The sequence below is a fragment of the Pseudomonas caricapapayae genome (assembly GCF_001400735.1).
In the GTDB taxonomy this organism is placed as follows: domain Bacteria; phylum Pseudomonadota; class Gammaproteobacteria; order Pseudomonadales; family Pseudomonadaceae; genus Aquipseudomonas; species Aquipseudomonas caricapapayae.
In genome coordinates, this window is the sequence record NZ_LJPW01000128.1 from 39,537 (window position 1) to 50,691 (window position 11,155).

The window sequence follows — 11,155 nt, forward strand, 5'->3', positions numbered from 1 at the left end:
GCCTCATGCGGGAAAGGAAAAGTTGAGTTTCGGTAGGGGTGCCAGGTCCATCTCGACAGCGCGGGGCTTATCGGACGGGGCAGCGTTTTGCGTACCCCCGCCAGCAGCGCGCGGCGTACTGGACTTGAAATTGGCGAAGAGTTCGCGGCGTTCGCTGCGGGCCATTCCGGCTTTTGCCAAAGCGATATCCATAGCCTTCAGCGCGTTACTCTGCTGGGCCTGCTCGTCTTCACGCTCGGTGATTTCGTCAGAAGAGAGAACGGCCGTTGCAAAACCGAGCTCAACTGCTCGGCGGCCGCGTATGAACGTCTCGTCATCCATCATCTCGGCAATGTCAGCAACGGCCTGGCCGCTGCCTTCCGCGTAAAGGTCGGCCATCGCAGCGTCGAACTCTTCCATCGTGTTCGCGACATCGCGCAAGTCATGGCGGTTTCCGACTGCAAGCGTCCAGCAGTTGTGGATCATGAGAAACCCGCTGCTCGCCACTTCCCGCTTTGCGCCGGCCATGTAAATCACCGATGCAGCCGATGCGGCCAAGCCCAGAACCTTGGTGGTGATCGCCTGGCTGTGCTCTCGGAGCCGGTTGTAGATGGCCAGGCCTTCGAACATGTCGCCACCTGGCGAATTGATGTAAACGGTGACTGGCTTGTCGCCGATTGAGCGAAGGGCCGCGTCGATGCGCGAGACGGTAACGCCTTCCCCATACCAGTCCTGGCCAATAACGCCGTAGATGGTGATGGTATCGCTGGTGGACTCCACGGCCGCTTTGATGGCGGGATTCCATTTATCGAGCGCGCGCGGGCTCAGCTCGCAGTTAAAACTGCCAGCCTTGGATTTTGGTTGCATGATTTATTCCTTCGAATTTGCCGGCTGATCCAGCCAGTTCTGCAGAGCTGCCCTTGCGGCTTGCCCGTCATCGCCCTGACCCAGTTTGTCGATCGGCGAAAGGTTTGTTTGCACAGTTAGCACACCGGCATTTCCGCCCATTTTGGGCAGGTTTTCCTTCATGCGGCATTCGTCGCGCGTGTAAATGCCGTTTTGCACCATCCCCGAATACAGCGTCGCGCGGGCGGCGCTGTCAGCACGCAGCAGGCCTTCGATGGAGAACTCCGAGTAGATCTGGCGGCGCTGGGCTGGCGTGAGCAGGTTACGGTTGATGCCCTCCTCGATCCGGCGCATGTAGCTGCGCAGTGTGAAAGTCAGGAAGCGCAGCAGCTTCTGCTCCAGGCCCGTGCCCCAGTTCGACGCCTTGTCGCTGTAGCCCACCATGGTCGGATCGACCATGTAGAAGCGGCAGATCTCCTCGGCGCTGTACTCGCGAGACTCCAGCAGCTGGGCGTCGACCGGGTTGATGCCGATGACCTTGGCGCTGACGCCCTCCTCCAGCACCGGCGACTTGCCGGCGTTCATGGCGCCGCTGATGCGCTGGACGTAGTCCCGGAAATCATCACGCTGCTTCGGCGAGAGGGTCTTGTTCACCTCGAAGGCGACCGTCTGGTGCATGCCGTTCTTGAAGGTGGAGCCGGCCACGTCTTCTGCCGACATCGCCGCGCCGAAGACGTCGGCGCCGTAGGCGATAGGCGACAGGCCGATCTGACCGTCCAGCGAGAACGCCGGGATGTGCATCATGTCGCTGCCCGCGATGTCGCGCAGCTGACCGTTCTTCTCGCGGTACCGGTAGAGGATTTCGCCATTGTCGGCGACGTCCAGGTCCATGCGGTTGGGCAGCAGAAACTCCAGTGCCACAATCCGGCCGCCGATGCGGACGATCTCGACGAAGGCATTGCCTCGCAGCAGCATCGAGGCGACCACCGCCTCCCAGAACTGCACGGCGGTCATTCGGCTGTTGGGGTTGGTGTTGATGATCCAGTGCAGATCGTCGTCGCTGGCCACCTTGCGGCCGCCGTCGGCCTGGCGCATGTACAGGCCCAAGGGCAGCGTGGCGATCGTCTCGGAGATCAGCCGGACGCAGGACCAGCAGGCCGCCAAGCGCATCGCCTTGTTAACGGTGATGGTCTTGCCGGTAGCGGACGTGCTGCCGACCGTTTGGGCCCAGATCCCGCCGGCGCCACCGGATAACGACCGACCGACCCAGTCAATGATCGACGTCTGCGGCGCAGACACCGCGCGGCTCAGTACGGACAGGAAGGACTTAGCCACTGGTCAGCCCTCTTCGGATGAATGCCGCCGCGACGAAGCATGACGAAGCGGCGGCAAGAAGCGCCCAGCCCACGCCAAGCAGTACGTATACGCCCGCCACTGCAAGGGCAAAGCCCAGCAACGCAGTCAGCAGGTACATGATTGATGCTGTATTCATTCGAATATTGGGTCCCGGATTGAATCCATGAATCGGTCCACGCCGCCATCGCCGACAATGACTTGCATCATCGCCCGCCCGACCGACATGATTAGTGCCACAGCGCCATCGATCTTGTTGTCATCGCCCTGTTTGATGGGCCGCACTACGTCGTCGTTACCGGGCATGTTTTTGCCGATCACGTTGCCGATACACCAGGTCATGATGGGATTGCCGTCATGGTGGAACCTTCCAGCGGTGATAGCCGCTTCCAGCTCTTTCATGGCGTCGGACATGTTGGTGTAGTTCTGGGTGATGGTGATCGGGTTGAAACCTTCGTCGTCGAGGTCATGGCTCAATCCAGTAGCACCATGCGGGTCAATGGGCGATTCACGCAGCGGTGCGTGTTGATTCGCCTCTTTGGTGTCTTCAAGAATTTCGTGGTAATCGATCTCGGCACCATCGGTAACCTCGAGGTGTTTCGAGTTCAGCCAGGCCTGGAAGCGTTCGGACATGCGCTTGTTGTCGCTGTCATAAGCGGTGTCGTATGGCACCCAAAACCTGGGAGCCACGCTGTAGTAATGAATCTTTCCGTCGATCACCCGCCAAAACAGGCGCGCCCTCGAGTTCATGTCCAGCTTTCGCGCAAGGTCGAATCCAGCGATCCACTCTTGCCCCTCGAATTGATCGAGCGATAGCGAGGTGTCCTCGCAGGATTTCCAGTCCTCCATGTTGAAAAAGCCGGACTTGGCGCTCACCCAAAGGTTCAGATGCTTGGTCTTGAACGTGTTGGTGAAACGTGCAGACCGAATCGCTCGAGCCTGCTGGCTTTCCAGATATTCCTGGAACACTGATACCCCGTGGTTGGGGTTGGCCTTGGCCAACATCTTGGGGTCGGTCCAGTCGTCGCCCTCATCAAGCGTCCAGATCCAGCCGAACAACTCGTCGTCTGGAACCGTGCCAGCCAGCATCTCGATCACCTGGCGGCGCTTGTCGTAACAAGGCCCTTCGATGTCCGCGCCGGCCGTGGTGATGATGAACATCAGCGGCTGACGCCGCGCCCCCATGCCGGTAAGCATGGTGTCGTACTGAGCCGAGGTTGGGTGCTCGTGGTATTCATCGACGATGGCGCAGCTGGGCGAAGCACCGTCGCCGGGGTTGCCGATCAGCGGTTCGAACCGGCTGAAGTCGGACGGGATGTTCATGTTCGAGGCGTTGACCTCAATGCCTGCAGCCTGGATAAGCATTGGCGATTTCGCCACCATCAGCTTTGCCGGTCTGAAAACCTCCCACGCCTGCTTCTCGGTGGTAGCGCCTGAATAGACTTCGGCACCGAACTCATCGTCGGCAACGAACATGCCTATGCCCACACCACCCGCTACAACGGACTTGCCGTTCTTGCGTGGCACCTCCCAGTAGCTTTCGCGGAACCTGCGGTGCCCGCCCTTCTTCTTGACCCATCCAAACGTGACGGCCAAGCCGAAGAGCTGCCATCCTTCAAGCGTGATCAACTGGCGCTTGAACGCCCATTCACCCTTGGTATGCGGCAATAGCTGGATCAGCTTGAGTTTTTTCTCAGCCTTGGCCGGATCGAACTTGAATCTGAACCCGCGCTTGCGGCTGGCCGCCAGATCGTCGAAGTGACGTTGAACGGCCTGATGAATGTAACGGCAGGCTGGCACTTTCCCACGCAACAGGGACCTTCCCCAAACCATCGCCTTATCGACGTTGGGGTGGGTGGACTTGGCCATTTAAGATCTCAGTAGTTGGGCGAATTCGTTGGTTTCTTTTTCCTTGTTGCCGCCGATAAGGCGTGTCCTGCTGGCCGGGTCCAGACCCAGCATCGAACCGAACGTCACCATTTGCCGCATCGTTTCGTTCGCGGCGGTCAGCGCCGGGTTTTTCATCGGCCCGCAGGTGGCACCAGTAACCACGATGCCGTGGGCCTGGACTGACTCCTGCGCCATCCGCCAGTTGTCGTATGCAACGCAGAACGCTTCGACGTTGTGTAAATCAGTTATCGCGACCACGTTTTCGCGCAGAAGCTCGGGAACAATCATCTTCCACATCTGCGAAGCGCGGTCGCTGAGCCATTCGGGCGGATCAACATTTGTGATCTTCGAAAAAGCGGGCTCGGCCTTATTCAGCGCGCGTTTGCCGGGATTTCCGGCTAGTGCTTTCTTGGCGGTCGGCTTGGGTTTGCGACCACGGCCGGCGACCGTGGCGGTACCTCCCATCGCGCAACTCCAGAATTTTTAATTTCGCGGGTGTAAAAAAACGACTGAGGGCGCGGTCTAGAAGCCAAAGGCACCAGACTTTTGACCCTCCCCCACCGCACCAGACTGGTGCGAGCACCATATCAGTGCATTTTCGTGAAACCTGACGAGAATCGTTCTCGTTTCGGTCAGCGCGGCCGGTCAGCCTTGGCGTTCCCCCAGCCGCCATCCTCTGCTGCCGTTTTCCTGCTGTGACAGGAATGGCACAGGCCTTGCCAATTGGATCTAACCCAGAAGGCCTCCTTGTCACCACCATGAGGCACGATGTGATCAAGGTCAGTGGCCACTACCACCAATCCTTGGCGTTCGCACTCAGCGCACAGCGGATGCTTGGCAAGGTAGGACTTACGGGCCTGCTGCCACTTGTAGCTGTAGCCGCGCTGGCTGCTGGTCTCGCGTTGCTTCTCACGCTGCTTTACTTCGAACTGCTTGCCCGCATCCTTATGGGCGTCACAGTACCGAGGGTTACGGGTCAGTGTGTTGCAGCCCTGGGCATTGCACGGCTTCTGCGGCCTCAACGGCATGGTGTGCCGTCCAGGTAGGTGCGGGGCTGAGTATCGGGGTCTTCCGGCTCTTCTTCACTCAGTGCGTCGATCAGCAGCGTCTGTTGCTCTGCCATCCGCTGTAGCAGCTGGGTCTGCTTCACCTGCTCGGCCAGTATCTGGCTTAGCAAAGAGTTGCTGTGCTCGTTCATATGCCACCTTGCTCCACTTCTTGAACCATTCTCGGCGCGCATCACATCCACTACAGGACATCAGTTCACCCGCTCTACAGTTACCGTGCCTTTCAATCGGCGCGTTACCAAGGCACCAGATGCCCGATTCATCTTGTAGGGATATGGGATGAACACAGCGATACCCATCCGCGTATCGCACCAAGCAACCCGATTTATTTCATTACCGTTGACGTAGACACGTCTCGCACCACGGCCATCGTTACAGCTGTGGAAGCTATCTGGAGTGGACATATCAGACCTCGACTCACTTGCTCTGGCTGCGTTTGATCTGTGCGTCGACCTGATCGGCGCACGTGTCCAGCAGGTTTACTGCTCGGTCCTTCAAGGCCCAGAGGTCACCGTTCAGCGCCAAGTCTTCGTCGCTATCGCTGACCCGTTCGCACGGCACCATTACCGGGGCTTCCAGGCTTACCGCTGATGTCTTTACCACCACTGGGCGCGGGCTTGCCGCGCAGGCCGTCAGGCAAAGGCTGATCAGCCCACTTACGAACAGCCGGGCTCTTACGCTTGAGGTCTTCAAAGTCTTTCCTCGCTTGTCGGGCCTTGTCTTCACTGGCCTTGAGGCGCTGCTGTAGATCGGCCGTGTAGTTGGCATTGCGCTTGGCCTCGGCCTGGAGCGTGGTGATTGTCTTCTGGCTTTCGGTGTTGGCGTCGGTGGCATCCTTGGCAGTCTTCATCTGCAGCGTCACCTGCCCTTCCAGCGCGAGGACGCGGTACTGCTGGATACCGACCAGCAGCAGGCCCACCAAACTGATGATGATTGCAGCGGCGAGAGCCTTCATACGGAATCCACCTTGCGGCCAATGAACCGGGTCACCAGCTCGCGAATGGCTGTTACGCCGAGAAAACCGATGGTGCCACCGGCAGCGACTGAAAGGCTAGGCGGCCAGGCCATCCACTCGATCAGGCTGGACGCAACGAGGCTCAACGCACCGCAGATCAACGCTTCAAAGAAAATCCGGCGCTTGCTGGTTTCCTTGGCGTCGTAGAGGACTCGCAGTAGAGAGACGATGATGGCCATGATCGCGCCCTGCCATAGTGGATTCGATAAGGCCATCCAGAGCTTGGCCCAGGTGTCTGGCTTGTCGGGCATAGTGCGCATCCGGTCTTGGCCCTTTCGGGATCTATAAACGAAAAAGGCCCGCCGATATGGCGAGCCTTTGAAATGGTTCAGAAAGCAAAACCCAGCACTTGGCTGGGCTTAATCATCAGGGGTGCCGCGCTGGAACAGCTGAACACCGTGCCATCAGAACAGGTGTTTATCAGGCCTGAAAGAACTTTTTACGCCGCTTCGCAAATATCGCCCAGCGCACCGTCAATCCATGCCACACCTTGACGGATGATTTCGCGTGCTGACCGCTCCGACATCTTGTTAGCCTCGGCAATGCGGACCATCGTCCACTTGGAGCCGAAGTACCACCAGATGAAATCGCCCATCTGCTGGTTGCGCGTGATCAACCTTGCGATCGTCGAGTCCACCAGCATTGCCGTATCGTCGGTGATCACATAAGTCGTTTCACTCGGCTCTGAGCAACACTGGCTCATCAGGGCCGCCAGTGGGGAGACATAGCTCGGCACGCCCATGCCAGACTTCCGCCAGGAGCCCCAGTTTTCCAGCAGGTATTCGGTATCGCCCAGCGGCTTGTCTACATATGTACGTTTTTTCACGGTCAATCCCCTGTCCAATTTGATCCACCGGCACCGCGGCGGTTGTTCTGGTTATAAATCGCGGCAGGTCCAGTCACCTGGTCCGGGCGCTTCAATTGTTCGATCTGCCGGTCAGCGGCCTGCAGGCGCATGCTCAGCTGCGTCACCAGCACTTCCAGCGGCAGCGCATCACCGGTCTCGGAGGCGACCCAGCCCGAGGCGTTGCACTGGACGCATGCCATTTCGTAGTAAATACCCTTGACCACTGCGCGACCTCGGCAGGCCGGGCACTGGGCCAACTCAAGCTGGGCGGCTCGGAACGCAGGGCCGTGACTCTTCTTCATCCTTCACCAACCAGCCAGTCAGCAGCGCGGTCGATATTGAACGTGACTTTGTCGCTGTCGATATCGAAACGGTGACCGCCATCCATTACGACCGTCAGCCGGGTGAAGTCGTCGAAGTTTTGCTTCATCACCATGAAGACTTTTGAGCGGTCGAACTCGCGACGGAAGGCCGACGGCGAGGGCGTTCCTATATCGGTTTTCTGAAGCGCATAGGCAAAAGCCAAGGCGCTGTCGTGCGAAATCATCATTTTTAAACCTCGCCTATGGTTGATTCTTGAATAGGGTCGCAGCCCTTGTGTTCCGTGGTCTGTAGCCCGTTACCAGAATCTCCCGTTCTAAAGCGGGTCAATGTCTGAATGCGGTTCAGGCCCTTTGAATCTAGATGCGCGTGCCACTTCTCAAGGGCATCACGCTTGCGGCTCATCACGTCCGACTGGATGTACACCTTCACGTTGTGGCCCATCGCGTGGTTGATCAGCAGCTCACCGATCAGGTGGTCAATGCCAATATCGGCCCAGCCCGTGCGCGCGACCTTGCGCAGGTCGTGGCTCGTCCACTCACCCAGGCCCAGCCTTCTGAACACAGCGCTGGCCTGCCCTTCGCTGAGTGCCTTGCCGCTCCGGGATGGAAACAGGAACTGTCCTCTGTACCCGCCGGCCAACTGAATGTCCCTGTAGCTGATCAGCAGCTTGCATACCTGTTCGGTCAGGGGCAGGTGATGCTCAACGCAGGTCTTGGTGTTCTCGGCAGGAATGAACCATTCGCGCTCCGCCAGGCTGATGTGTGCCCAGCGCGCTTGCCGCGTCTCGCCGATGCGCGTGCCGTGGCAAAGCATCATCAGCGCCAGCAGGCCATCGACTGGTTCGTACTCGAGCACGGTCAGCAGGCGTGCGATCAGTTCCTGCAGCTGGGTGCCGCGCAGCCGGGAAGGCTTGATGCCGACCTTGGCTTTCGAGAAGTCGCTGAACCTGATCTCCTTCATCGGGTTGGCCGCGATCAAACGGAGTTTGTAGGCCTGCCGAAATGCCAGGGCCAGTAGCTGGAACGCCGACCGCACATAGTCAATGCCGATGGTTTCCTGCGCTGGCCACATGAACTGATCGTCCAGGGTGGCCTTGTCGATGCTTGTCAGCGGCACGGCGCCGAGGCGCGGCTTGAGATGGCACTTGATCAGCGACGCGCCGGTCTTCTTGCGCTTCTCGGAAAGGCTGCGGTCGCGCGACATGCGGTCGGCGTACCAGTCCAGCAGCTCGCCAGTCGTGACCCACTTAGACAGGTTCGATCCGGCACCGGCATCGAGCCGCAAGCGGATGGCAGGCAATGCCGCGACGACCTGCTTGGCCGACAGATCGGGAAAGCTGCCGACGAGGTTCCATTTGCCCTTGCTGACCAAGTACCACGACGCCCGCGCACGGTCCCGGGTGAAGCGCAGGTACAGGCCACGGTTCTCCACGTCGCGCAGGTCACGCTCGGTGCCAGCGGCTTGGCGCTTGATTTCTGCATCGGTGATGCGCACGGCGGCCGTCATGCTGGATGCGCCTCCTTGCGTTTCTGCTGCTCTTTGACAGAGTAGTCACGCAGTGGCATGAGGTGGATTTGATCAACCAGCGCCCAACCACTCAAGCCGAAGCACGATACGAGGCCAGCGCCGATTACAACCCAAGCGGCATGAACATCACCGTTCTGAATAACCATGCCGTGGTGGGGCTCTCGCCATGCGCTGATTTGCTCTTGAGCCAAAAACTCCACCAACTCGCATACCTTGCCTACGTTGTCCGGAGTCATGTGCGTCCCGACGATCAGCGCCAGGTCGCCCGGCTTGAATTGATTGCTCATGCTGGAGCCTCAACGTAGTCAGAAATTCGAACGCGTACAGCGCCACCCTCGATGGTTTCGGCACTGATCTGCAGCTGGGTGACGAACCTGCTGTCGTCGATGCCCAGCGCCTGGGCAACGCCGTCTCGTCCAGACTTAAACGCCGCGATGCAGTTGTCATCGTCACGCCGGCGCCGATCCGGCGGTATGAACTCGAGCGCAAGCAATGCGCGGCCCTCGGGCACTGGCAATGCAGCCTGAAGGCAAAGGAGGTAACAGGCGTTCCGATAGGCCTTTGCGGCTCGGCTTTTGGTAGCCCAGTGCGTCCTGGCGTTGGGACTTAGGACCTTTGGTGGCCAGGGCAACATTAGATCGGTGCTCATAGCGGCCGCCCTGTGACCACGTCGACGACTTCGAAAGTGCTCGGCCACATCCATGCGCCGTAACGCTTGGCCATAGCCAAATCAACGAACAAGGCCAATGCATGGTCAGGCGTCGAGCTGAGGTCAACCTTGAACGAGCAGCAGAACACTGCGTATCGGTAGGTCTCAATTTCTGGAAGAGCCAAGCGTCTACTGGTCATCAGAACCGATCCTTGTTGCTATAACGATCTGCAAGGCTTGCGACCTTTGCTGGTCTCGGTTGCTCTACCCAGCCCGCAGCAAGCTGTTCAAAGCGACTGTATTGGCCGAGGAATGCGGCTCGCACGGTGCCCGTTTCGATATCCCGTCCCTTGCCGATAATTATCTCGGCGATGCCTTTGGCTTCGCTGTGTTCGTGATAGACCTCATCGCGATACACGAACAAAATAATGTCGGCGTCCTGCTCAATCGCCCCGGACTCACGCAGGTCAGAAGAAAGAGGCCGCTTGTTCGGGCGCTCTTCGCACTTACGCGAAAGCTGACTCAGCAGGATTACAGGCACACCCAGTTCCCTAGCCATCAGCTTGGCGCTGCGCGTCATGTGGCTTACTTCCTGCTCGCGGCTGAATGTCCGAGAATCCGACTCCATCAGCTGCAGGTAATCGATGACGATTAGATCCAGGCCGCGTTGGCGCTTGTGACGGCGCGCAGCGGACCGTATCCGGTTGATCGTCATCGAGGCTCGGTCTGAGATGTACAGGTCGGCGTGCTTGATCTTGGCAGCTGCACCCATCAGTTCGGCACCGTGTGTATGCGGTGCTTTTCCGCTCTTGATCAGTTGCAGTGGCACCTTCCCCTCGGAGGCCATTAGGCGATCCATCAGGCCGTTCTGGTTCATCTCAAGACTGAACACCATCACGCTCTTTTTCTCGCGGATGCAGGCATGGGACGCGATGTTCATCGCAAGGGTTGTCTTGCCCATTGCAGGCCGGCCAGCAATCACGATCAACTGTTCTGGCTTGAGCCCTTGCAGCTTTTCGTCGAGGTCTGCGATACCGGTCGACAGTCCGTCGATACCCTCTCCGCGATCCGCCCGCGCCTGCAACACCTCGATGTAATCATCCAAGATGTCCTGGGCTTTGATGACTTCCGCCGTGGCAGTCTTGCCGTCGATGGCCAGAGCCTCGGTCTGAATGGCTGCGACCTTGTCGGGGGTGGGCTGATCGCTGTAGGCGATATCGTTGATGCGAGAACCCAACTGAATCATGGCGCGATCTAGGCTGCGCTCCCGAACTGTGGCTGCATACGAGGACGCATTAGCAACGCTGGGCGTGTTTCTTGCAATTTCTGAGGCATACGCAAGAGCGCTGACACCATCAGCCAACTCGTGGAGAAACACACCCACCGTCACGCAGTCAACAGGCTTGTTATCGCCATGCAGAGCTAGGATTCCGCGATAGATCGCGGCGTTATCCTCGAAATAAAAATCATCGACCGCCAGGTCTGCGCTGAGAACGTCGATCAGTTCCTGACGCAAAAGCATCGCACCCAGCACGCTGTGTTCTGCCTCAAGGCTGTAGGGATCACGCACTGTAATTCCCCTCGACGACCTTCACGAAGTTGCTCGGCGCGATCAACCAGTCGAAGCTGGCCCGGAACGGTACAGAGCCGTTCTTGCC

Annotated in this window: 18 protein-coding genes; all 18 read right to left on the reverse strand. The window is 58.9% G+C overall.

The annotated features are described in order from the left end of the window. Positions 1 to 3: 3 nt before the first annotated feature. The 18 genes from ALO80_RS17835 to dnaB all read right to left on the reverse strand — a co-directional run bounded on the left by ALO80_RS17835 (position 4) and on the right by dnaB (position 11,067). Positions 4 to 846: a head maturation protease, ClpP-related gene (locus ALO80_RS17835; RefSeq protein ID WP_055009959.1), complete on the reverse strand. Its 843-nt coding sequence runs from the start codon at positions 844 to 846 to the stop codon at positions 4 to 6. Between the two features lie 3 nt (positions 847 to 849). Then, positions 850 to 2,160: a phage portal protein gene (locus ALO80_RS17840; RefSeq protein WP_055009960.1), complete on the reverse strand. Its 1,311-nt coding sequence runs from the start codon at positions 2,158 to 2,160 to the stop codon at positions 850 to 852. Continuing rightward, a complete protein-coding gene (locus tag ALO80_RS31630) occupies positions 2,153 to 2,317 on the reverse strand; it encodes a hypothetical protein (protein WP_162839050.1) in 165 nt (54 codons plus the stop codon). Before ALO80_RS31630 ends, ALO80_RS17840 begins: the two co-directional genes overlap by 8 nt. After that, complete coding sequence (locus ALO80_RS17845) at positions 2,314 to 4,047, reverse strand: terminase large subunit (RefSeq protein ID WP_055009961.1); 1,734 nt, start codon at positions 4,045 to 4,047, stop codon at positions 2,314 to 2,316. Before ALO80_RS17845 ends, ALO80_RS31630 begins: the two co-directional genes overlap by 4 nt. Then, entirely contained in the window at positions 4,048 to 4,533 is a 486-nt protein-coding gene (locus tag ALO80_RS17850) for a phage terminase small subunit P27 family (RefSeq protein WP_055009962.1), read from the reverse strand. A gap of 167 nt (positions 4,534 to 4,700) precedes the next feature. Further along, positions 4,701 to 5,096, reverse strand: coding sequence for an HNH endonuclease (locus ALO80_RS17855; protein ID WP_055009963.1), 396 nt, complete (start codon positions 5,094 to 5,096; stop codon positions 4,701 to 4,703). Further along, complete coding sequence (locus tag ALO80_RS17860) at positions 5,087 to 5,266, reverse strand: hypothetical protein (RefSeq protein ID WP_024668580.1); 180 nt, start codon at positions 5,264 to 5,266, stop codon at positions 5,087 to 5,089. Before ALO80_RS17860 ends, ALO80_RS17855 begins: the two co-directional genes overlap by 10 nt. 286 nt (positions 5,267 to 5,552) lie before the next feature. Further along, the gene (locus ALO80_RS31775; protein WP_230852676.1) at positions 5,553 to 5,741 is read right to left on the reverse strand and encodes a hypothetical protein; all 189 of its coding nucleotides are present in this window, start codon (positions 5,739 to 5,741) and stop codon (positions 5,553 to 5,555) included. Then, positions 5,671 to 6,090, reverse strand: coding sequence for a hypothetical protein (locus ALO80_RS17865; protein ID WP_055009964.1), 420 nt, complete (start codon positions 6,088 to 6,090; stop codon positions 5,671 to 5,673). Before ALO80_RS17865 ends, ALO80_RS31775 begins: the two co-directional genes overlap by 71 nt. Next, positions 6,087 to 6,410, reverse strand: coding sequence for a phage holin, lambda family (locus ALO80_RS17870; protein ID WP_082427135.1), 324 nt, complete (start codon positions 6,408 to 6,410; stop codon positions 6,087 to 6,089). Before ALO80_RS17870 ends, ALO80_RS17865 begins: the two co-directional genes overlap by 4 nt. Positions 6,411 to 6,589: 179 nt before the next feature. After that, on the reverse strand, positions 6,590 to 6,976 hold the full coding sequence (locus ALO80_RS17875; RefSeq protein ID WP_055009965.1) for an antiterminator Q family protein: 387 nt from the start codon (positions 6,974 to 6,976) through the stop codon (positions 6,590 to 6,592). A 2-nt stretch (positions 6,977 to 6,978) separates the two neighbouring features. Beyond that, on the reverse strand, positions 6,979 to 7,299 hold the full coding sequence (locus ALO80_RS17880) for a hypothetical protein (protein ID WP_055009966.1): 321 nt from the start codon (positions 7,297 to 7,299) through the stop codon (positions 6,979 to 6,981). Then, on the reverse strand, positions 7,296 to 7,547 hold the full coding sequence (locus ALO80_RS17885) for a hypothetical protein (protein ID WP_055009967.1): 252 nt from the start codon (positions 7,545 to 7,547) through the stop codon (positions 7,296 to 7,298). Before ALO80_RS17885 ends, ALO80_RS17880 begins: the two co-directional genes overlap by 4 nt. Positions 7,548 to 7,549: 2 nt before the next feature. Further along, positions 7,550 to 8,827 carry a tyrosine-type recombinase/integrase gene (locus tag ALO80_RS17890; RefSeq protein WP_055009968.1) on the reverse strand — a complete coding sequence of 426 codons (1,278 nt, stop codon included), beginning with the start codon at positions 8,825 to 8,827 and terminating at the stop codon, positions 7,550 to 7,552. Then, positions 8,824 to 9,135: a hypothetical protein gene (locus ALO80_RS17895; RefSeq protein WP_055009969.1), complete on the reverse strand. Its 312-nt coding sequence runs from the start codon at positions 9,133 to 9,135 to the stop codon at positions 8,824 to 8,826. The genes ALO80_RS17890 and ALO80_RS17895 overlap by 4 nt, the downstream gene beginning before the upstream one ends. Further along, positions 9,132 to 9,497 carry an endodeoxyribonuclease RusA gene (locus ALO80_RS32345; RefSeq protein WP_055009970.1) on the reverse strand — a complete coding sequence of 122 codons (366 nt, stop codon included), beginning with the start codon at positions 9,495 to 9,497 and terminating at the stop codon, positions 9,132 to 9,134. The genes ALO80_RS17895 and ALO80_RS32345 overlap by 4 nt, the downstream gene beginning before the upstream one ends. Continuing rightward, positions 9,494 to 9,697, reverse strand: a complete 204-nt coding sequence (locus tag ALO80_RS17905; protein WP_055009971.1) for a hypothetical protein — start codon at positions 9,695 to 9,697, stop codon at positions 9,494 to 9,496. Before ALO80_RS17905 ends, ALO80_RS32345 begins: the two co-directional genes overlap by 4 nt. Next, positions 9,697 to 11,067 (reverse strand): replicative DNA helicase, encoded by a 1,371-nt coding sequence (gene dnaB / locus ALO80_RS17910; protein ID WP_055009972.1) that lies wholly within the window; start codon positions 11,065 to 11,067, stop codon positions 9,697 to 9,699. Before dnaB ends, ALO80_RS17905 begins: the two co-directional genes overlap by 1 nt. Between the last annotated feature and the right edge of the window lie 88 nt (positions 11,068 to 11,155).

Coding starts and splice junctions, on each gene's coding strand:
- ALO80_RS17860 (WP_024668580.1), bottom strand. CDS start 5,266: ATGAACGAGCACAGCAACTCTTTGCTAAGCCAGATACTGGCCGAGCAG.
- ALO80_RS17855 (WP_055009963.1), bottom strand. CDS start 5,096: ATGCCGTTGAGGCCGCAGAAGCCGTGCAATGCCCAGGGCTGCAACACA.
- ALO80_RS17885 (WP_055009967.1), bottom strand. CDS start 7,547: ATGATGATTTCGCACGACAGCGCCTTGGCTTTTGCCTATGCGCTTCAG.
- ALO80_RS17890 (WP_055009968.1), bottom strand. CDS start 8,827: ATGACGGCCGCCGTGCGCATCACCGATGCAGAAATCAAGCGCCAAGCC.
- ALO80_RS17895 (WP_055009969.1), bottom strand. CDS start 9,135: ATGAGCAATCAATTCAAGCCGGGCGACCTGGCGCTGATCGTCGGGACG.
- ALO80_RS17865 (WP_055009964.1), bottom strand. CDS start 6,090: ATGAAGGCTCTCGCCGCTGCAATCATCATCAGTTTGGTGGGCCTGCTG.
- ALO80_RS32345 (WP_055009970.1), bottom strand. CDS start 9,497: ATGAGCACCGATCTAATGTTGCCCTGGCCACCAAAGGTCCTAAGTCCC.
- ALO80_RS17905 (WP_055009971.1), bottom strand. CDS start 9,697: ATGACCAGTAGACGCTTGGCTCTTCCAGAAATTGAGACCTACCGATAC.
- ALO80_RS31630 (WP_162839050.1), bottom strand. CDS start 2,317: ATGAATACAGCATCAATCATGTACCTGCTGACTGCGTTGCTGGGCTTT.
- ALO80_RS17845 (WP_055009961.1), bottom strand. CDS start 4,047: ATGGCCAAGTCCACCCACCCCAACGTCGATAAGGCGATGGTTTGGGGA.
- ALO80_RS17850 (WP_055009962.1), bottom strand. CDS start 4,533: ATGGGAGGTACCGCCACGGTCGCCGGCCGTGGTCGCAAACCCAAGCCG.
- ALO80_RS17880 (WP_055009966.1), bottom strand. CDS start 7,299: ATGAAGAAGAGTCACGGCCCTGCGTTCCGAGCCGCCCAGCTTGAGTTG.
- ALO80_RS17835 (WP_055009959.1), bottom strand. CDS start 846: ATGCAACCAAAATCCAAGGCTGGCAGTTTTAACTGCGAGCTGAGCCCG.
- ALO80_RS17870 (WP_082427135.1), bottom strand. CDS start 6,410: ATGCGCACTATGCCCGACAAGCCAGACACCTGGGCCAAGCTCTGGATG.